This window comes from Janthinobacterium sp. 75 (assembly GCF_004365495.1).
In the GTDB taxonomy this organism is placed as follows: Bacteria; Pseudomonadota; Gammaproteobacteria; order Burkholderiales; family Burkholderiaceae_D; genus Janthinobacterium.
The window spans coordinates 1,970,515-1,990,182 of record NZ_SORD01000001.1 but is presented as its reverse complement, the minus strand read 5'-3'; the positions used below and the strand labels follow the sequence as shown (position 1 = coordinate 1,990,182).

Below are 19,668 nucleotides of genomic sequence, written 5' to 3'. Positions count from 1 at the left end.
CCAACACCAGCCCCCCGATAGTCGCGATTCAGCTCAGGAATGTTGGATTCCCTTACACGCAGACATACCAGGTAACATTCTGTAATAATGCATGGAAACAAATAGAACTATTCTTATAATACCAAGTGATGAATTGCGTCTACTATCAGGAGATCATGCAATGAAACGATATCTCACCATCATGATGGCCGCATTGACCGTGTTGCTGACCGGATGCGCCACCACCATACGCAGCGATGTGACCGTTTTCCATGAATGGCCTGCGCAATTGCAGGACAAATCATATGCATTTGAAGCGCCAGCGGCGGAAAACGATACGCTGGAATACCGCAGCTATCAAAACCTGGTGCGCGCGGAACTGGCAAAACACGGCTTCGGCGAAGCTTCCGGCCCTGCGGCTGCCAATTTGCGCGTGGCGATGAATTTTTCCACCGTCGACTATCCTGAGCGCGTGCTGCAAGCCACCGATCCATTCTGGTATGGACCCGGCTACTGGCCTGGCCGCTACGGCTATCGCTACGGCGCATGGCCAGGCTATGGCCGCTTCGGTTACAACCCTTACTGGTATGGTCCGATGGACGTGGAAGAAAGCGTGCGCCATAAATACGAACGCGAATTGCGCGTGACGATCAATGACCGCAGCGGCAAGAAACTGTACGACGTGACCGTGCAATCGACCAGCAACAAGCGCGCCACCTCGCAAGTAATGCCGGCCATGGTAGCCAGCGCCTTTGCCGACTTTCCCGGCCAGAGCGGCGTGCCCCGTAAAGTCGAAGTCAAGGTGGAATAACTGAAAGCGCCAGTCAAAACCTACTGCGCGTCGTGATCTACGGCCTGTGATGCTCACTGCCTCGGCGGCCCCGTACTTCGTACAGTTGCGCTTCTCGACCGCAGCTCCCTTCCGCTCGCTACGGTTTTGTCAGGCGCGAGAAGTCTGGAGTATTTTTAAAAAACCGGCTTGTGCAGCGATGCGCAAGCCGGTTTTTTCATGTCTACGAATAATATGCCTCGGCGGCAAAAGTGAGCACGCCGATCAGGGCCACGGCCAATACCAACACGATCAACAGGCGGCCGAACTTCGGCGTGCCGTCGTTTTCGCTACCGCCGCTCATGGCACGATGATGGTCGAGCCGGTGGTCTTGCGCCCTTCCAGGTCTGCGTGCGCCTGGGCGACATGGGCCAGGCCGTAGCGCTGGTTGATCTCGATTTTGACTTCACCGCTGCTGACGACACCAAACAGCGAGGCAGACATCTCTTCCAGATTCGCGCGGTTCGACGCATAGCTGAACAAGGCCGGGCGCGTGATGAAGAGCGAACCGCGCGAGGCCAGCTCGCTGAGGGTGAACGCGGGCACGGGCCCGGACGCATTGCCGAAGCTGACCATCATGCCCAGCGGCGCCAGGCAGTCGAGCGAGCCCGTAAACGTATCCTTGCCGATGGAATCGTAGACCACGGAGACGCCCTTGCCACCCGTAATCTCGCGCACGCGCTCGACGAAGTTTTCCCTGTTGTAGTTAATGACGTGGGCCGCGCCATGCGCCTTGGCCAGCGCCGCCTTCTCATCGGAACCGGCCGTGCCGATCAGGTTCACGCCCAGCACCTTCGCCCACTGGCAGGCGATCAGGCCCACGCCACCCGCCGCCGCGTGAAACAGAATGGTATCGCCCGCCTTCAGCGCCACCGTGCGGTGAAACAGGTATTGCACCGTCAAGCCCTGCAGCATCATGGCGGCCGCCGTATCGAAGCCGATGCGCTCGGGCAGCACCAGCAACAGGGCCGCCGGCAAGTTACGCTGCTGCGCATACGCGCCATTGATGCGCGCCGCATAGGCCACGCGGTCGCCCACTTTCACTTCCGTGACGCCCTCGCCCACCGCCTCGACGATGCCAGCCCCCTCGACACCTAGGCCATTGGGCAGCGGCTGCGGATACAGGCCCGTGCGGAAATACACATCGATGAAATTGAGGCCGATCGCCTCGTGTTTCACGCGCGCTTCGCCGGGGCCGGGAGGCGGCAGTTCCACATCCACATATTCCATCACGTCCGGGCCGCCCACGCGCTGTACGCGGATGGCTTTGGTGGTAATCGTTGCGCTCACAATATGCTCCTTGAAGAAGAATCGGGAAAACGTCAGGCGGCAGCAACGGCCTGCGCCTGCAGCTGCGACAGCACCAGGTGCGCCGAGGACAGATTCGTCGCGCACGCCACGTTGTGCACGTCGCAGGCGCGCACCAGGGCGTTGATGTCCGGCTCGTGCGGCTGCGGCGTCATCGGGTCGCGCAGGAAGATCACGCAATCGATCAAGCCTTCCACCAGCAGCGAGCCGATCTGCAAGTCGCCGCCGAACGGGCCCGAATGCTTGCGCTCCACTTGCAAGCCCAGCTCGTTGATCAGGCGGCCGCCCGTGGTACCCGTGGCCGACAGTTCGCAGCCCTTGAGAAAGTCCAGGTATTCGCCCGCCAGGGTAATCATGTCATCTTTTTTCTTGTCGTGGGCAATCAGGGCGATGCGTGTTTTCATGGTGAGGATCATTTCAGTGGGTGGAGGAATTATTTCTTTTTCGACAGCAAGTAAATACCGGCTAATACCAGGCTGGTGCCAGCCAGTTGCCAGTTGGTGATCGGTTCATCGAGGATCATCGCCCCCAGGAACAGGGTCGAGACGGGGCCGATCATGCCTGCCTGCGAAGCGACGGGCGCGCCGATGCGTTCGACGGCGATCATCGTCATGAAGACGGGCATCACCGTGCAAAAGATGCCATTAAGCAAAGACAAGCCATATACGGGCATGGGCTGGATCAGCAGCTCGACAGGGCGCAGGATGAAGAACTGGGCAATGCAGGCAAAGCTGGCCACGCACATCGCGTAAGAAACGAGCCGCATCGAACCGATGCGTTTCACCAGTTCGCCGGATCCCAGCAGATACACGGCATACGAACAGGCCGATCCCAGCACCAGGGTCGAGCCGAGCGCCACATTGCTGGCGCCACCCTGCAAGTCGTGCACGAAGACCAGCACGATACCGCAATACGAGGTGAGCAGCGCCAGCCATTGGAGGCGGCTGATGCTCTGCTTGAAGTACACGGTGGTAATCAGGAGCACGAAAGTGGGCGTGAGAAACAGAATCAGCCGCTCCAGCCCCACGGAAATATATTGCAGGCCCAGGAAATCCAGGTAGCTGGACAAGTAATAGCCGACCAAACCCAAACCGACGAGGCGCCAACGGTCGCTGGTCGACAGCGGCGGCTCCGTGCGCATCTTCCACCAGGCGATGACGGCGAACACGGGTAGCGAAAAGATCATCCTGAAGGCGATCAGGGTGACGGCGTCGATCTGGTAGCGGTACAGCAGCTTGGCGACGATGGCCTTGGTGGAAAACAACACCGCCCCGCCCACGGCGATGGCCAGGCCACCGAGATAGACGGAACGGGGAAGCGATGTAGGGGTTGCTTGCGGGGGACTGGAGCTCATGCCAAGATTGTAAGGCAAAAGCTGGGGTCAGCCCCCCGCAAGCGACAGCGCAAGCCTCTGAGTTAGCGGCATTGAGGGTCTGACCCCATAAATTAGAAACAAATTTAAGACACCACCACCGCCGCCGCACCCGCCGCCACCGTGGCCGTCGTCACGCGCGCAATCACGTTCGCCGGCGCCGCCGTGCCGATCAGTTTATTCACCTGCTTGAACTGCGCCACCAGCTTGCCCGGCGTCAAGGTGACCACCGTGTAACCCTGCGCATCCGTGTTCAAATGCTTGATCCACGGATTGTTGCCCAGGCCAGACAATTGCTGTGCCAGGCCCAGCAGGGTGGTATTGAAGTCAGTGCTCGCTTTCAAGCCAGCCTGCACGGCCGCGACCGTTGCATCCAGTTGCGCCTCCGGCACGCCCTTGGCGGCCAGCGCGCCGCGCAGCTGCACGCGCAACTGCTCCAGCAGGCTGTCGACGGTGGGCACGGCTTTGCCCATGGTGTAGTCGAGCAGGTTGACGTCGAGATTGACGGTGCCCAGGCCCGTGACGGGAATCGCCAGCGGGTAGCTGACGAGGGTACCGATGTCGCCCATGCTGCCAGCCGCCGACTTCAGGTAGCTGAAGAAGGAATCCGAGCTGACGCCGGCCGACACCAGGTCCACCATGACGGGCGTGCCGCCGCCTGCCGCGTCGAAATCGTCGCTGACCGTGCCGGCAAAGAAGGAGTGGATATCACCCGTGATGGCCACCACATTGCCGATGGCATTCGTTTTCAGGTGCGCCATCAGATTCTTGCGCTCGCTGTTATAGCCATCCCACTGGTCGCAATTAAGCAGGAAGCGCGTGAAGAATGGCGTCAGCGCGGCTTGCTGGCCCGATGCGGCGACAAAGCTCGATGCCGCGCCTTTGGCCTGCACGTCGGGCTTGATCCAGCCAAAGGTGATCACTTGCGCGGCTGCCGTCGGCGAGCCACTGTTGTAGGCGGCCACCGTGATGCCGGCCTGGGCCGCGCTCAAGCCGGCGCCCACGGCAGCGGCGCCCTGTGCGCTGGCATTGGCGGCGGCACCGGCAATGGCCATGGCCGCTGCCTGCGCCACGCTCGCTGAGGCGCCCGCCGTCGAGGCGGCCACGATGGCGCAGGCCAGCGGCACGCTGCCGCCGACCAAAGGCAGGGTGCTGGCAATGGCCTTGCCCACATTCGACATGGCGCTCAGGGCCAGCAAGGTGGCAATCGCATCCGTGCCATTCAAGCCCATGCGCAGCAAGGACACTTCATTGCCCCACAGCTTCCAGGTCGACGTGGCCGCCTTCATCTTGCTTTTCCACCAGTCGCGCTGCGTGCTGCCCAGCATGCCCACCGCTGCCAGCGGGTCGGCACTGGCCTTCGTGGCGGCCGCCATTTTCTGCCCTTCCACGCTGTCGAACAGCGCTTGCGGCACCAGGTAGCGGCTGCCGATGCTGCCCAGCGGCTTGCCCGTGGCGGGGTTGATGGTCGACTCGGCGATCGCATGGTCGGCGCGGTACAGCCGCTCATCCGTCATCACCAGCTGCATCAGTTTGCCGAACTGGAAATCGCGGTAAATCTGGATGTTCTGGAACGTTGTCGCGGCGCTATCGAAGGTGACGTCGGCCGGCATGTATTCGAACCAGGCCTGGTTGGCGCTGCGGCGACGATTTGGCTGATGCAGGTCGCTGCCATCGGCTGCCACGATGTTTTCATAGGTTGAGGCGTCCTGCCAGGCGTCGTCCGTGAATTCGTGGTCATCCCAGATGGCGATGAAGGCGAAGCGCTCGTGCACGGCTTGCAGGCGCGTGTCGGTACGGTACTTCTTGTACAGGTAGCGGTAGTCGGCCACCGTGGTCGCGTACTTGGCGCCCGCGCTGCCGCTTTTAAACGTGCCGTCCGGCAACTTCAGCTGGTCGTGCCGGCTTTCCACGGCGCCGCTCTGGAAGGCCTCGCCCACCGTTTCATAGATGTAATCGCCCAGGTGGACGATGAAATCGAGCGATTCGTTGGCGGCGATGTGCGACAGCGCGCCCCAGTGGTTGATGCTCCAGTCCTGGCACGTCAGGTAGGCGAACTGCAGCTGGCTCACGTCGGCCGTGGCGGCAGGGGCCGTCTTGAAGCGGCCCACGTTCGAGCGCACGTCGCCGGCGATGAACTGGTAAAAATACACCTGGCCCGGCTGCAAGCCCGTCACTTTGTGGCGCAGGGTATTGTCGAAATCGGCTTTCAGCGGCAATTTCGCATCGACGATGGGTGTGCCGGCCAGGGCCGTATTGCTGCCCAGGGCGGCCGTATTGTCCGCCACGCTGACGATCAGGCGTACAGCGACCTCTTCCTTGCCGGCCACGGCGGGCGCGACGGCATCGAAGCTGGCGGGCACGACGCGCGTCCACAGCATGGCGCTGTCGGCGCGCGGATCGCCCGAGGCCACGCTTTGCGGGAATTTCCAGTCGCTGCCCGATGCCAGCGGCACGCCAGGATCGCTGTAATCGGTGCTGCCGCATGCGGCGAGGCCGACAGTGGCGACAGAAACAGTGATAAAACCGCCCAATTTCAGAAATTGCCGTCTATCCATTTGACTTGCCATGATGTCGCGCCCTTAATCTTGATTATTGGAGTGGTGGGATGATGCATAACATGAAAGCGCGTCACTTTAACAACAAAATGTGTCGGCTTGATGACGGGGCCATGCCGCTTCGCAGGGGGGCAATATGCTAAAATGTCGGCCACAATTGAACACCCGTCTAAGGAAGATTCGACATGGCAGGACATAGCAAATGGGCCAATATCAAGCATAAAAAGGCTGCCACCGATGCCAAGCGCGGCAAAATCTGGACGCGCCTGATCAAGGAAATCACGGTCGCGGCCCGCATGGGCGGCGCCGATATCGCGGCCAATCCGCGCCTGCGCCTGGCGGTCGACAAGGCGGCCGACGCGAATATGCCGAAAGACAACGTCCAGCGCGCAATCAACCGCGGCAGCGGCGGCGTCGATGGCGCCAACTACGAAGAAGTGCGCTACGAAGGCTACGGCGTGGGCGGCGCGGCCGTCATCGTTGAATGCATGACCGACAACAAGGTCCGCACGGTGGCCGAAGTGCGCAACGCCTTCAACAAGAATGGCGGCAACATGGGCAATGAAGGCTCCGTCGCCTTCATGTTCCAGCACTGCGGCCAGTTGCTGTTCGCACCGGGCACCGATGAAGACAAGCTGATGGAAGCAGCCCTGGAAGCGGGTGCCGACGACGTCATCGCCGACGAGGAAGGCGGCTTCGAAGTGCTGACCCCCGTGCACGATTTCGCCACCGTCAAGGAAGCGCTGGAAGCGGCCGGCTTCAAGGCCGAAGTGGCCGAAGTCATCATGAAGCCGGCAACGGAAACCGTGTATGCGGGCGACGACGCCATCAAGATGCAAAAACTGATCGATGCGCTGGAACTGCTGGACGACGTCCAGGAAGTCTTCACCAATGCATTGATAGAGAATTAATCACTTCGCACACAAGGGCGGCACCGCCGCCCTGCAACCCACACTGAACGAACGGTCCCTATGAAAATTCTGGTAGTCGGCTCTGGCGGCCGCGAACACGCCCTGGCCTGGAAACTGGCCCAGTCCGAACGCATACAGATGGTGTATGTCGCGCCGGGCAACGGCGGCACCGCGCGCGATGCGCGCCTGGTCAATCTCGATATCAGCGATCCGCAATTGCTGGCCGACTTCGTTCAGCAAGAACACATCGGCCTCACGGTCGTCGGTCCGGAAGTGCCGCTGGCGGCGGGCATTGTCAACCTGTTCCGCTCGCGCGGCCTGAAAATCTTCGGCCCGACGAAAGAAGCGGCGCAGCTGGAGTCGTCGAAAGACTTCGCCAAGGCCTTCATGCAGCGCCACGGCATCCCGACAGCCGCCTACCAGACGTTCTCTGACGTCGCGCCAGCGCATGCCTACATCGATGCCATGGGTGCACCGATCGTCATCAAGGCCGACGGCCTGGCCGCCGGCAAGGGCGTCGTCGTTGCCATGACCCTCGAAGAAGCGCATCAGGCAGTTGACATGATGCTGTCTGACAACCAGTTCGGCGACGCAGGCGCGCGCATCGTCATCGAGGAATTCCTCGCCGGCGAAGAAGCCAGCTTCATCGTCATGTGCGACGGCAAGAACATCCTGCCGCTGGCCACCAGCCAGGACCATAAACGCTTGAAGGATCACGACCAGGGCCCGAACACGGGCGGCATGGGCGCGTACTCGCCGGCACCGATCGTCACGCCGGCCATGCATGCGCGCGTCATGCGCGAGATCATCGTGCCGACCATCCAGGGTATGGCCAAGGATGGCATCACGTTCACGGGCTTTCTGTATGCGGGCCTGATGATCGACGACAAGGGCACGCCGAAGACCCTCGAATTCAACTGCCGCATGGGCGACCCGGAAACGCAGCCCATCATGGCGCGCCTGAAAACCGACCTGGTCACCGTCATGGAACATGCCGTGAACGGCACGCTCGACGCGGTGGAACTGGAATGGGACCGCCGCACGGCTGTCGGCGTCGTCATGGCTGCCGCCGGCTACCCGGACGATCCCGTCAAGGGCACGCCGATCGGCGACATCCCGGCCGAAACGGCCGACTCCGTCACCTTCCATGCGGGCACCCGCATCGAGGGCGAGCGCCTGGTCACCAACGGCGGCCGCGTGCTGTGCGTGGTGGGCCTGGGCGACAGCATCAAGATGGCGCAGAAGCAGGCGTATGAAACCGTGGAAAAAATCCATTTCGACGGCGCGCAGTACCGCCGCGACATCGGCTGGCGCGGTTTGAAGCATTGATCACCCCGTAGTGATCACACGGCGGGCCGGCGCGGAATCATCCGCCCCGGCCCGTTTTCATTTTGATTGTCATTGCCCTTCCCTCTCCTTGACCACTGCTGCCGGCCTTGCCGCACCCGATAAGGATGCCCCGCTGAGTCCCCTGATCTGGCTGATCCTCGCTTCCTTGCTCGCTGCCGGCCTGGCCTGGTACTGGTTCAGCAGCTATGCCTGGCCGGAAAGAACCCCAGGCTGCCTGGCCACCTCGCCTGGCATGGCGGCTTTGCGCAGCAGGGCCAGCCCATCGGGCGCGAGCGGTGAAATGGCAAGAACTGGCCAGTAATACCGCAGTTCAGGACAGAACTGGATCAGGCACAGATTCAATAGTGCGCTAGGGAAAGGAGATTGCATTGTAAAGTTTATCATCTTGGTTCCTGATCAACCCCCTCCCGATGACAAGCAATCTACCTGTGTCCCCGCATACTTCTGTCGAGGCGCTGCATTTGCTGAAGCTGCTCACGCGCCGCCAGCGCGAGCAGGCGCTGGCGCATCCCGACTTGCCACAGCTCGCCATCGGTACGCCGCTACCCGACACCTTGATGTGGTTGTACCGGCGCCAGATCGTTACGTCCGAGGATGTGACAAGCCTGTCCTTGAGCGTGGCGCGCCACTTCAGCGGCGACGAGCTGGCACTGCGTTTGTCGATATTGCAGCAGCTGGTGGAAGTGCTCAATCGCGTATCGCTCGATCATCTGCGTGACGACATGCTGATCACGCCGGAGCTGTACCAGCGGGCACTGGCACACCTGCCCGGCGACGTTTTGCTGCCCACGCCGGGCGAGGCGCTGAACTGGATGCTGCATGTGGGACTGCTGCCGCGCGCAGAATTCAAGTCCATGGCCCGGCGCATCGAGTCCGGCGGCAGTGATGATGCAAAGCGCGTGATCCAGCATGCGCAAGGGCGCCAGGATGAACATAAAAAGGCGGTACGCGGCGTGATCCTCGATGGCCTGTTTCCCGGTTCGCGCCTGACCTGGGTAATCGTCGCGCCGCTGGCACTGGCCGGCATGGTCTGGTACCTGCTCAGCGGCAATTCTGTGCCCGAGTGCGACTCCAGCAACACGATCACCACCGTGACACGCATGCTCAACAAGGCGGCGCCGGAAGGCACGGGCAAAGCAAGCCTGCACGACGTGAAAGAAGCGGGTTACGCCTCGAAACAAAATATCCGTGGCTGCCTGGCCACGATAGCACTCGATGGCGAGAAGATGGACTATGCCTATACCGTCGCGCGCGACGACAGCGGCAGCAAGAGCCGCATCAGCTATGTGGGCGCGCAACCGTTGCTGGTACAGGCGCGCTTTGGCAACATCCAGGATGGCGACTTTGCCCAGCAAGCCAAGCCCCTGGGACGCGAGGCGATGGAAAAAGCGTTTCGCGCCGGCATGGATGGTGCGCGCATCATGCCCCAGCCACGGCAAGCGTTTTCGCTGACGCGATCGATGGAGCGCACGCGCGAAATCGCCGAAATCGAACCGCTGGCGCCATGCAAGGAAATCTCGCCGGGCGTATATTCCTGCCGCCTGCTGATCGAACGCAATGACGCCGTGCTGAGCATGCTCAACGGCGGATCGGCGGTCATGCTGGAAGGCGACTTCACCTTCCAGCGCAGCAGCGAAGAAAGCGCCGGCAAGGGCTGGTCGGTGACGCCGCAATTTGCCGGCGAACTGCGCCAGGCCAAAGTAAAAGAGTAAGTCCATGCATATCGAACCGCCTCACGCATCGCTGGGCCAGCTGCACCAGCTTGGCCTGATCACCGCACAGGAACTGGACGAGGCCAATTCGGAACGCAATGCCGCCGCCCATGAGCGCCTGCACCCGCCCGAGGATCCGGTCGACATGCCGGAACTGGCGCAGGACGCCGATCTGGTCAGCACCCTGGGCTGGCTGCTGCTCACCGATCTGCTGCCCAAGAATGACTTCGACAAGCGCGTGGCCAGACTGCCACCCCGGCAACAGGCGCTGGCAGCTGAGGGGGTGCGGCACTACAACCGCCGCGAGGTCGACGCCTTGTACGAACTCGATTTGCTGAACCAGTTCCAGCGCGATGCGGCACACGCGGCGGTGCCAGCCGACCGCATGTTCTATTCAGCTTGGATCGCCATGCGCTGGCTGGTGGTCAACGGCGTCCTGCCGACGCCGCAGTTCGAGGCGCTCGAAGAGCGGGTGCGCACACACGGCAGCGAACTGGCGCGCGAAATCATGCAAGCGGCCAGGCTGCGGCACGGCCACGACATTATTCCTTACAAGCGCCCGCCGGCATGGAAAGGCGCCTTGATCGTGCTGGGCATGATACTGGTGATGTCGGTGATTTACGGCGCCGTCACAGGATGGCTAGCATGAGCAGCGATCCGCGCCTCAAGCCGCTCGGCGAACTCCAGCATCTGGGCCTGATCAACAGTGACGAATACGACGACACGCTGGCCGAGCTGCAAATCATCGAACTGCAGCGAGCGCACAATGCCGCCGAAGACATCGATGTACCCGAACTGGCGATGACTGCGGACCAGGTCAAGACGCTGGCCTGGCTACTGAGCACGGAACTGGTGCCCGAAAACCGTTTTTTCCAGATGCTGCACAAGCTGCCCGTCGGCGACCAGCGCCGGCAACTGGCCACCGCAGCGCTGCAGCAGGTGAACCGCGAGGCGGTCGACACGCTGTACGACGAAAACGTGATCAACCAGTGGCAGCGCGACGCTTTTCATGACTGCCTGCCGGACGACTGCCTGACCGCCTCGCCCGTGGCGGCCTTGCGCCATATGCTGAAACAGGGCACCTTGTCGCAGCAGGATTACCAGACGATGCAAACGCGCGTGCGTTCGCATGGCTCGGCACTGGCACGCGTGATCGTCGACGCCGCCGGCAAACCGCCGACCCGGTATGGCCGGCGCGCAGCGCGCCCCTTGCACGTGATGCTGGTGGCGGCCACGCTGGTGATGCTGATGGTCGTGGCGGTTGCGGTGCAGTTGTGGTTCAAGCGCGAGCAGCCAGCGCCGGCCACGCAGCCGGCCGACACGGTCGAACGCACGGACTTGCAGCAGCGCGCCGCGGACGTCGTCGAAGGTGCCCGCCAGCCGGGCGCGGATGCGCCCCAGTTCGAGGTGCAGGTGATACAGGGCAAGGCGCCGCCAACCAGGCCCTGAATCCTCGGCAGCAAGCCCATCGCCGGTTTTGCTATCACAAAAATCCGTTACAGGGTACAATCCGTCCTTACTTTTTTATTCCGGCCTCGTCGGCCCACGCGATGTCGTCAACTCCCTCTCCTTCGGCCGTCAAGGCGTATTTGCTCGATTTGCAAAGCCGTATCGTGCAGGCGCTCGAAGCGCAGGATGGCAAGCCTTTTCTGACCGATACCTGGCAACGTCCCGAGGGCGGTGGCGGCATTTCGCGGCTGATCGAGGAAGGCAATGTATTCGAGCGTGGCGGCGTGAATTTTTCGCACGTCACCGGCGCCGCACTGCCGCCATCGGCCGCGGCCGCGCGCCCTGAATTGGGTGGCAAGGCATGGGAAGCGATGGGCGTGTCGCTGGTGCTGCATCCGCGTAATCCCTACGCACCAACGGTGCACATGAACGTGCGCTTTTTCAGCACGGTGAATGCCGATGGCGCCCCCGTATGGTGGTTCGGCGGCGGCATGGACCTGACGCCGTACTACGGCGACGCGGGCGACGTGAAGCACTTTCACCAGGTGTGCCATGATGCGCTGGCGCCGTTTGGCGCGGAGCTGCATCCGAAGTTCAAGCAGTGGTGCGACGATTATTTCTACCTGAAACACCGGCGCGAAGCGCGCGGCGCCGGTGGCATCTTCTTCGACGACTTCAATGCCCTCGGCTTTGACAACAGCTTTGCGATGCTGCGCAGCGCCGGCGACGCCTTCATCGACGCCTATGTGCCGATCCTGGCACGGCGCAAGGACACGCCCTACGGCGAACGCGAACGCGATTTCCAGTGCTACCGGCGCGGACGCTACGTCGAGTTCAACCTGGTGTTCGACCGCGGCACCCTGTTCGGGCTGCAATCGGGCGGACGCACCGAGGCGATCCTGATGTCGATGCCGCCCGTGGTCAAGTGGCGCTACGACTGGCACCCGGAAGCGGGCAGTCCCGAAGCGGCGTTGTATACTGACTTCCTCGTGCATCGCGACTGGCTGCAGGCGTGAAGGAAAGTGGTACGGCATGCGTGGCGCTACTCGGTGGCAGCTACGACCCGGTGCATATGGGCCATGTCGCGCTGGGCACGCATTTTTCCTGCCTGCTGCACGCCGATGAACTGCGCGTGATTCCGGCCGGCGCGCCCTGGCAAAAGGGTAACTTGGGCGCCAGCGGCCAGCAGCGCGCCGAGATGGCCAGCCTGGCGTTTGCCGGCCTGCCCCTGCCGGTCGTGGTGGACCGCCAGGAAATCGAGCGCAGCGAACATGGCCAGGCCAGCTACACCATCGATACCTTGCGCCAGGTACGCGCCGAGCTGGGAGCGCGCGCTTCCATCGTTTTCCTGATGGGCGCCGACCAGCTGCAGCGGCTCGCGACTTGGCGCGAATGGCAGCAATTATTTGAATACGCGCATATCTGCGTCGCGGCCCGCCCCGGCTTCGCGCTGAATGACACCGCAGTGCCGCAAGTGGTCGCCGAAGAATTTTCGCGCCGCCTGGGGTCACTGGAAAGCATCCGCAACACGCCGCACGGTCTGACTTATCTGGCACAGGACTTCGCGGTGGATATCTCCGCCACCGAAATACGTGCGGCATTACAACGGGGGAATCGGGCAAACTCGCTTGTTTCCCCGCTAGTGCTAGACTATATTGAACAACACAATTTATACAAAAGCTAAATGGACATCAAAAAACTGCAAACTCTCGTCGTTGACGCCCTTGAAGACGTCAAAGGCCAAGACATCGCCGTATTCGAAACGAGTCACCTGACCAGCCTGTTCGACCGCATCGCGATCGTCTCCGGCACCTCGAACCGTCAAACCAAGGCGCTGGCCGCCTCGGTACGCGACAAGGTCAAGGACGCCGGCGGCCAAATCATCGGCATGGAAGGCGAGGAAACGGGTGAATGGGTGCTCGTCGATCTGGGCGACATGATCGTTCACATCATGCAAGCGCCTATCCGCGCTTACTACCGCCTGGAAGAAATCTGGGGCGACACCCCGGTCAAGCTGGGTGCCGCCAAGCGCGCGCCGAAAAAAGCGGCCGGCGACGAGCCGAAAAAGGTCAGCGGCCATCTGGCAGCGAGCAAGGCCAATGTGGAAGCTTCGCCCGTGATCGAGAAAAAGACACCGGCCAAGAAAGCCACGGCAGCCACCGCCGCCAAGAAAGCCCCGGCGAAAAAAGCCGCCTCGAAAGCTGTCGGCAAGACCGTGAAAGTTGCGCCTACCAAGACCGAAGCAGCTGCAGTGAAAGCCTTGAAAGCACTGCCAGAGAAAAAAGTGCGCGCCCCACGCGCGGCCAAGCCGGCAGCCGATGCTGCACCGGCAAAAACCGTGATCAAGCGTATCAAAAAAGTCGAAGCGTAAGCCTCGATGCAGCTCATCATCGCTGCAGTCGGCCATAAAATGCCGGCCTGGATAGAGACGGGCTTCGCGGAATACGCGAAGCGCATGCCGCCGGAACTGCGCATCGTGCTGAAAGAAATCAAGCCGGTGGAACGTTCCGGCAGCAAGACCGCCGCCACGGCGATGGCGCTGGAACGCGAACGCATCGAAGCCGTCCTGCCCAAGGGCGTGCGCATCATTGCCCTCGACGAACGCGGCAAGGACCTGACCAGCGTCGGCCTGTCGCAGCAATTGATGGCGTGGCAGCAGGATGGCCGTGATACGGCCTTCCTGATCGGCGGCGCCGACGGCCTCGATCCGCAACTCAAGGCGCGTGCCGAAGGCATGCTGCGCATTTCCAGCATGACCCTGCCGCACGGCGTGGTGCGCGTGATCCTTGCCGAGCAGTTGTACCGCGCCTGGTCGATCACGCAAAACCACCCCTACCATCGTGTCTGACCCCCATGAAAACGGCTGATCACAAGATCTACCTTGCTTCCAAAAGTCCGCGCCGGCGCGAACTGCTGCGCCAGATCGGCATCGATTTCGAATTGCTGCTACTGCGCAGCGACGGCCCGCGCGGCGCCGACGTCACCGAGGAAGTCCTCGCTGGCGAATCGGCACTCGACTATGTCGCCCGCGTGTCGAATGAAAAAGCCGCCTTCGCCTGGGACCTGGTGCGCCGCCGCCACCTGACCCCGCGCCCCGTGCTGGCGGCCGACACCACCGTCACCATCGATGGCATCATCCTCGGCAAACCGGCCGACCGGGCTGAAGCCGTCGCGATGCTGCAGCAACTGTCGGGCCGCACGCACCAGGTGCTCACCTCGATCGCCGTGCACTACAAGGACTTCGCCGAGCAGCGCACGCAGGTGTCGCAAGTGCGCTTCGGCGCGTTGACGCCCGCCGCCATCGCCGCGTATTGCGCCACGCCGGAACCGTACGACAAGGCCGGCGGCTACGGCATCCAGGGAAGCGCAGCGCTGTTTGTCGAGCATATCGAAGGCAGCCATTCCGGCATCATGGGCCTGCCTCTTTACGAAACTGCACAGTTGCTAAGGCTGGCGGGTTTGCCCCTGCCCTGATCCCGGGTATGATGTCATTCGTTGCCTCCACTTCCCGCCTCCATGAACGAAGACATCCTGATCAATATCACGCCGCAAGAAACGCGCGTCGCCCTCATCCTGCAGGGCGCCGTGCAGGAGTTGCACATCGAGCGCACGCTCACGCGCGGCCTGGCTGGCAATGTGTATTCCGGCAAAGTGGTGCGGGTGTTGCCAGGAATGCAATCGGCCTTCATCGACATCGGCCTGGAGCGCGCCGCCTTTTTGCACGTGGCCGACATCTGGGAAGCGCGCGGCCACGATGGCCAGAACGCGACACCGGCGCCGATCGAAAAAATCCTGTTCGACGGCCAAGTGCTGACGGTCCAGGTGATCAAGGACCCGATCGGCACCAAGGGAGCGCGCCTGTCGACGCAGATTTCCATCGCCGGGCGCATGCTGGTGTACCTGCCGCAAGACAAGCACATCGGTATCTCGCAGAAAATCGAAAAGGAAGCGGAGCGCGAGCAATTGCGCGTGCGTCTGCAAAGCCTGCTGCCGCCCGATGAAAAGGGCGGCTACATCGTGCGCACCATGGCCGAGGACGCTTCTGACGCGGACCTGAAGGCGGACGTCGACTACCTGCGCAAGACCTGGAGCACCATCACACACGGCGCACGCACGCGTCCCGCCACCAGCCTGCTGCACCAGGACTTGAGCCTGGCGCAGCGCGTGCTGCGCGACTTCGTCGGCGATGAAACGGCCACCATCCAGGTCGACTCGCGCGAAAATTATGTGAAATTGCGCGAATTCGCGGAAATCTACACACCCAGCGAACTGACACGTTTGCAGCACTACACGGGCGAGCGCCCCCTGTTCGATTTATATGGCGTGGAAGAAGAAATCCTGCGCGCGCTGGGGCGCAGAGTCGACCTGAAATCGGGCGGCTACCTGATCGTCGACCAGACGGAAGCGATGACCACCATTGACGTCAACACGGGTGGCTTTGTGGGCGGGCGCAATTTTGCCGACACCATCTTCAAGACCAACCTGGAAGCAGCGCACGCCATCGCGCGCCAGCTGCGCCTGCGCAACCTGGGCGGCATCATCATCCTCGACTTCATCGACATGGACAACGCCGAGCACCGCAACGCCGTGCTGGCCGAGCTGAAACGCACGCTGTCGCGCGACCGCACCAAGGTGTCGGTGAGCAATTTCTCGCCGCTGGGCCTGGTGGAAATGACGCGCAAGCGCACGCGCGAGTCGCTGGCCCACATCCTGTGCGAACCGTGCCCAGCCTGCGCCGGCAAGGGTCAAGTCAAGACCTCTCGCACGATCTGCTATGAAATCCTGCGCGAACTGCTGCGCGAGGCAAAACAGTTCAACCCGCGCGAGTTCCGCATCCTCGCGTCACAGGAAGTGGTCGATCTATTCCTGGAGGAAGAATCGCAGCACCTGGCCATGCTGGGCGACTTCATCGGCAAGAAGATTTCGCTGCAGGTGGAAAACGCCTACCATCAGGAGCAGTACGACGTCATTTTGATGTAGTCATGCCCGGCACTGCTTCCTTCTGGCGCGACCCGTTTTTACCCCATGTGGAGAGCCGGCGCGCCTGCCACAGCCGGGCGTGCTACAAGCCCCACAGCCATCCCACATTTTCCATCGGCGCCGTCGACGCGGGCGCCAGCGTATTCACGGGCAGCCATGGCCGCCAGAGCGCTCTCAGCGCCGGCAGCCTGGTGCTGGTACCAGCCGGCTGCGTACACGCCTGCAATCCCCTGCCTGACACCCTCTGGAGCTACCAGATGCTGCATCTCGATGCAGTATGGCTACAGGGCAAGGTGCCGCAGCTGTGCATGGACAACGCCAGCGTGCTGCATGCTCCCGTCCTGTACGCGCAATTCTGCAGCATGAATGCGCTGCTGTTTTCCAGCGCCGGCACGCACGCGAAAAACGCCGCACTGCTGGCATTCCTGCACGCTTGCGCCAACGCCAGCGAGACGACGCCCCTTCCCTCCGGGATGGCAGTCATACCTGCACAGCTGCGCCCCGTCCTGCAGCGACTCCAGGGGCAGCCGCCGGCCAGCCTGGAACACCTGTCGCAACTGGCTGGCATGAGCCGCTACCAGCTGATCCGCGCCTTCCGTGCCGCCACCGGCATGACGCCGCATGCGTATCAGCTGAACCTGAGCGTGAACCGCGCGCGCCATCGCTTGCATGCAGGCGTGGCGCTGGCCGATATCGCCTGTGAACTCGGCTTTGCGGATCAGAGCCATCTGCAGCGCGTCTTCAAGGCGCATGCGGGCACCACGCCGGGACGCTATCGCGGCTGAAGCGCCTGCAATTTTCTTCAATACAGGCTGTAGCCAGCCCCTGCATACTCGCGCATCGCCATTGCCGGAGCCGACTTACATGCAGGATTTCCTCTTCATCGCCGCCGCCCACTTCCTGGCCCTGCTGTCGCCCGGTCCCGATTTTTTCCTCATCGCCCGCAGCGCGCTGGCGCAGGGCTGGCGCGGCGCGGTGGGCGCCTGTGTCGGCATTACGCTGGCCAATGGTGTGTTTATAGTCGCAGCGTTTGGCGGCTTGTCGGTGCTGCAAGCGGACAGCAAAACCTTTGTTATGGTGCAACTGGCGGGTTGTGGCTATCTTTTCTACCTGGGCTGGCTGTTCCTGCGCCATGCAGGCAAGGGCAGCCTGGAAGCCGTGTCTGCCGCCGGCAAGGCGCACTGGCGCGGCGGTGTTGTGATGGGGTTTGTCTGCGCCATCCTGAACCCGAAGAATGCGCTGTTTTATGTCAGCCTGGCCACCGTGCTGGCCAGCAGGCAGACGAGCCACGGTGCGATGGTGGCGTATGGCGCCTGGATGGTCTTTGCCGTACTGACGTGGGATATGGCGGTGGCGCTGACGATCGGCAGCGCCACGCTGCGCCAGCGCTTTGCGCGCGCGCTACCGCTGCTGGAACGGTTATCTGGCGTCATGCTGATCGTGCTGGCGGTGGCGCTGCTGGCGAATATCGCCAGCAGCAGCGTCTGACGGGTCAGGCGGGCAGCGGGTCCAGATAAAACACGGCATACACTTTCAAGGGCGTGGTTTCCGTCGCCTTTTCCGAGCGCACGACGGAGCAGTCGTCGGCGGCCATGCTGCGCCAGTTCTGGATGCCGGCCTTGGCAAACATGGCGTGGGCCGGGGCATTCGCGGCCAGGTCCAGCACCAGGCAGGCGTTGCGCGGGCCGGCGCCGTAGTTGACGGCGCGGATCTCGATGCCGAAGGTCGTCATCCATGGTTCCCACAGACCTTTTTCCTTGCCAGCGGCAATACGGTCCAGCATTTCGCCAAACGTCAGGCCTTTCTTGACGGTATCGCGCAGCGCTTGTAACGACGGCGCCAGGCGCGGGTCAGGCTGCTTGTTGCCGGCGCGGATCTCGGCGATCGCTTTCAATTCCTTGATGATGGCCGCGTCGCGCTCCGTGTAGTCGCGCATGCGTGCGTAAAACTCGGCGTCCAGGAAGGGATTGACGGTCAGCTTGACGGCGCCCTCTTCGCGGCGTTTGGGGGAAGGCGTGGTGGTTTTGGTCATGGCGATGGAGGGCAAAATACGTTGAGGGGCGCCAGTGTACCACCTTGCAGCGGCGCGGCCCCAGGCGTTGCATCAGCCCCTGGGGGCGGCCGTCGATTCACGCACCACCAGTTCGGGTTTCAGGCGCACGTCGAGCACGGGGGAATCGGGCGAATCGATGGTTTGCAGGATCAGCCGGGCCGCTTCCGTGCCGATGCCATGGTGGCGGATGCGGATGGTGGTCAGGGGCGGACGGATCATGTCCATGTAAGGCATGTCGTTGTGGCCCAGCACGGAAATATCTTCGGGGCAGCTCAAGCCCAGTTCGCGGATGGCATCGTAGCAGCCGATGGCCACCAGGTCGCTGCCTGTCACCACGGCCGTCGTCTGTGGCGACTGGCGCAGCAGTTCCAGCAGTGCTGCCTTGCCGCATTCGCGTGAATAGCCGCTGCTTTCAAAGACAAACGCCTGCGAAGGATCGAGTTCGCTGGCCTGGATGGCGGCCAGGAAACCCAGGCGGCGCACGTGGCCCGTGGACAGGTTTTCCGGACCGGCAATGTGCGCGATATGGCGGTGGCCCAGCGCCAGCAAGTGCTCCACGGCCAGGCGCATGCCGACCACGTCGTCGCTGACGACGCAGGAAGCGACGCCCGTCTCGTCGCTGCGGTTGACGGTGACGACAGGCACATTCTGGTCGATGCACATCTTGATGACAGGATCGTGGCGCCGCGCCGTGGCCAGGATCAGGCCATCGACCTGCTGCCCCAGCAGCCGGTTGATGACGAACAGCTGCTCTTCCTCATCGGCGCCCACATTGGCGACGATGGCCAGGTAGCCATGCTTGCGCAAGCCTTCCTCGATGCCCAGCAGAATCGGTGGAAACACAGCATTGGTAATGTCGGGCAAGACCACGCCGATGATGCGCGACTTGCGCGTGACGAGCGTAGAGGCGGCGCGGTTGGGCCGGTAGCCGAGCCGGCCCGCCTCGGCAAGCACGCGCGCAGCCACCTCGGCGCTGACCATTTGCCGCGTTGCCGGGTTCATCACGCGCGAGACGGTGGAAAAGTGCACGCCGCTGGCCCGCGCGACGTCACTTAAAGTGGGGTTCTTGTTTGTCATGGGCTTCCCGGATCGCAATACCGTGATTTTATCGTAAAAATTCCCCATTCCGTCAAAAACCGAGCAAACGCTTGCATTGAAATAAAGCCG

General features: G+C 62.4%; 21 protein-coding genes. 15 read left to right on the top strand and 6 right to left on the bottom strand.

Annotated elements, in window-relative coordinates:
• The first annotated feature begins 160 nt into the window (after positions 1-160).
• Entirely contained in the window at positions 161-790 is a 630-nt protein-coding gene (locus C8C89_RS09115; protein ID WP_101482596.1) for a DUF4136 domain-containing protein, read from the top strand.
• Positions 791-1,108: 318 nt separating this feature from the next.
• Here C8C89_RS09115 and C8C89_RS09110 read toward each other — a convergent pair whose 3' ends face one another.
• The 4 genes from C8C89_RS09110 to C8C89_RS09095 form a co-directional block, all read right to left on the bottom strand.
• Complete coding sequence (locus tag C8C89_RS09110; RefSeq protein WP_243858281.1) at positions 1,109-2,038, bottom strand: quinone oxidoreductase; 930 nt, start codon at positions 2,036-2,038, stop codon at positions 1,109-1,111.
• A gap of 92 nt (positions 2,039-2,130) precedes the next feature.
• Positions 2,131-2,520, bottom strand: a complete 390-nt coding sequence (locus tag C8C89_RS09105) for a methylglyoxal synthase (protein WP_035821766.1) — start codon at positions 2,518-2,520, stop codon at positions 2,131-2,133.
• Between the two features lie 29 nt (positions 2,521-2,549).
• Positions 2,550-3,470 carry an EamA family transporter gene (locus tag C8C89_RS09100; protein ID WP_101482598.1) on the bottom strand — a complete coding sequence of 307 codons (921 nt, stop codon included), beginning with the start codon at positions 3,468-3,470 and terminating at the stop codon, positions 2,550-2,552.
• A 104-nt stretch (positions 3,471-3,574) separates the two neighbouring features.
• A complete protein-coding gene (locus C8C89_RS09095; RefSeq protein WP_133989501.1) occupies positions 3,575-6,046 on the bottom strand; it encodes an alkaline phosphatase D family protein in 2,472 nt (823 codons plus the stop codon).
• 185 nt (positions 6,047-6,231) lie between these two features.
• On the opposite strand from C8C89_RS09095, the gene C8C89_RS09090 reads away from it, so the two are divergent.
• From C8C89_RS09090 to C8C89_RS09025, 14 genes are all read left to right on the top strand, one after another.
• Positions 6,232-6,957 carry a YebC/PmpR family DNA-binding transcriptional regulator gene (locus C8C89_RS09090; RefSeq protein ID WP_101482600.1) on the top strand — a complete coding sequence of 242 codons (726 nt, stop codon included), beginning with the start codon at positions 6,232-6,234 and terminating at the stop codon, positions 6,955-6,957.
• 60 nt (positions 6,958-7,017) lie between these two features.
• The gene (purD, locus tag C8C89_RS09085) at positions 7,018-8,286 is read left to right on the top strand and encodes a phosphoribosylamine--glycine ligase (RefSeq protein ID WP_101482601.1); all 1,269 of its coding nucleotides are present in this window, start codon (positions 7,018-7,020) and stop codon (positions 8,284-8,286) included.
• Positions 8,287-8,374: 88 nt separating this feature from the next.
• On the top strand, positions 8,375-8,608 hold the full coding sequence (locus C8C89_RS09080) for a hypothetical protein (RefSeq protein WP_133989499.1): 234 nt from the start codon (positions 8,375-8,377) through the stop codon (positions 8,606-8,608).
• A 127-nt stretch (positions 8,609-8,735) separates the two neighbouring features.
• Positions 8,736-10,019, top strand: coding sequence for a hypothetical protein (locus tag C8C89_RS09075; RefSeq protein WP_133989497.1), 1,284 nt, complete (start codon positions 8,736-8,738; stop codon positions 10,017-10,019).
• Between the two features lie 4 nt (positions 10,020-10,023).
• Positions 10,024-10,668, top strand: a complete 645-nt coding sequence (locus C8C89_RS09070; protein ID WP_101482603.1) for a hypothetical protein — start codon at positions 10,024-10,026, stop codon at positions 10,666-10,668.
• Positions 10,665-11,468, top strand: coding sequence for a hypothetical protein (locus C8C89_RS09065; protein ID WP_133989495.1), 804 nt, complete (start codon positions 10,665-10,667; stop codon positions 11,466-11,468). Before C8C89_RS09070 ends, C8C89_RS09065 begins: the two co-directional genes overlap by 4 nt.
• Before the next feature lie 101 nt (positions 11,469-11,569).
• Positions 11,570-12,484: an oxygen-dependent coproporphyrinogen oxidase gene (gene hemF / locus C8C89_RS09060; protein ID WP_133989493.1), complete on the top strand. Its 915-nt coding sequence runs from the start codon at positions 11,570-11,572 to the stop codon at positions 12,482-12,484.
• The gene (gene nadD, locus C8C89_RS09055; RefSeq protein ID WP_279587384.1) at positions 12,481-13,152 is read left to right on the top strand and encodes a nicotinate (nicotinamide) nucleotide adenylyltransferase; all 672 of its coding nucleotides are present in this window, start codon (positions 12,481-12,483) and stop codon (positions 13,150-13,152) included. Before hemF ends, nadD begins: the two co-directional genes overlap by 4 nt.
• Positions 13,153-13,839: a ribosome silencing factor gene (gene rsfS, locus C8C89_RS09050; protein ID WP_133989491.1), complete on the top strand. Its 687-nt coding sequence runs from the start codon at positions 13,153-13,155 to the stop codon at positions 13,837-13,839.
• 6 nt (positions 13,840-13,845) lie between these two features.
• The gene (rlmH, locus tag C8C89_RS09045; RefSeq protein ID WP_034747108.1) at positions 13,846-14,316 is read left to right on the top strand and encodes a 23S rRNA (pseudouridine(1915)-N(3))-methyltransferase RlmH; all 471 of its coding nucleotides are present in this window, start codon (positions 13,846-13,848) and stop codon (positions 14,314-14,316) included.
• Positions 14,317-14,321: 5 nt separating this feature from the next.
• A complete protein-coding gene (locus C8C89_RS09040) occupies positions 14,322-14,942 on the top strand; it encodes a nucleoside triphosphate pyrophosphatase (protein WP_133989489.1) in 621 nt (206 codons plus the stop codon).
• A gap of 42 nt (positions 14,943-14,984) precedes the next feature.
• A complete protein-coding gene (gene rng / locus C8C89_RS09035; RefSeq protein ID WP_034747098.1) occupies positions 14,985-16,448 on the top strand; it encodes a ribonuclease G in 1,464 nt (487 codons plus the stop codon).
• Positions 16,449-16,450: 2 nt separating this feature from the next.
• Positions 16,451-17,233, top strand: a complete 783-nt coding sequence (locus tag C8C89_RS09030) for an AraC family transcriptional regulator (RefSeq protein ID WP_133989486.1) — start codon at positions 16,451-16,453, stop codon at positions 17,231-17,233.
• A 79-nt stretch (positions 17,234-17,312) separates the two neighbouring features.
• Positions 17,313-17,936: a LysE family translocator gene (locus C8C89_RS09025; RefSeq protein WP_133989484.1), complete on the top strand. Its 624-nt coding sequence runs from the start codon at positions 17,313-17,315 to the stop codon at positions 17,934-17,936.
• A 4-nt stretch (positions 17,937-17,940) separates the two neighbouring features.
• On the opposite strand, the gene C8C89_RS09020 is transcribed toward C8C89_RS09025, so the two are convergent.
• Both C8C89_RS09020 and C8C89_RS09015 read right to left on the bottom strand, forming a co-directional pair.
• Complete coding sequence (locus C8C89_RS09020; RefSeq protein ID WP_243857947.1) at positions 17,941-18,480, bottom strand: hypothetical protein; 540 nt, start codon at positions 18,478-18,480, stop codon at positions 17,941-17,943.
• Between the two features lie 72 nt (positions 18,481-18,552).
• Positions 18,553-19,578, bottom strand: coding sequence for a LacI family DNA-binding transcriptional regulator (locus tag C8C89_RS09015; RefSeq protein ID WP_133989482.1), 1,026 nt, complete (start codon positions 19,576-19,578; stop codon positions 18,553-18,555).
• Between the last annotated feature and the right edge of the window lie 90 nt (positions 19,579-19,668).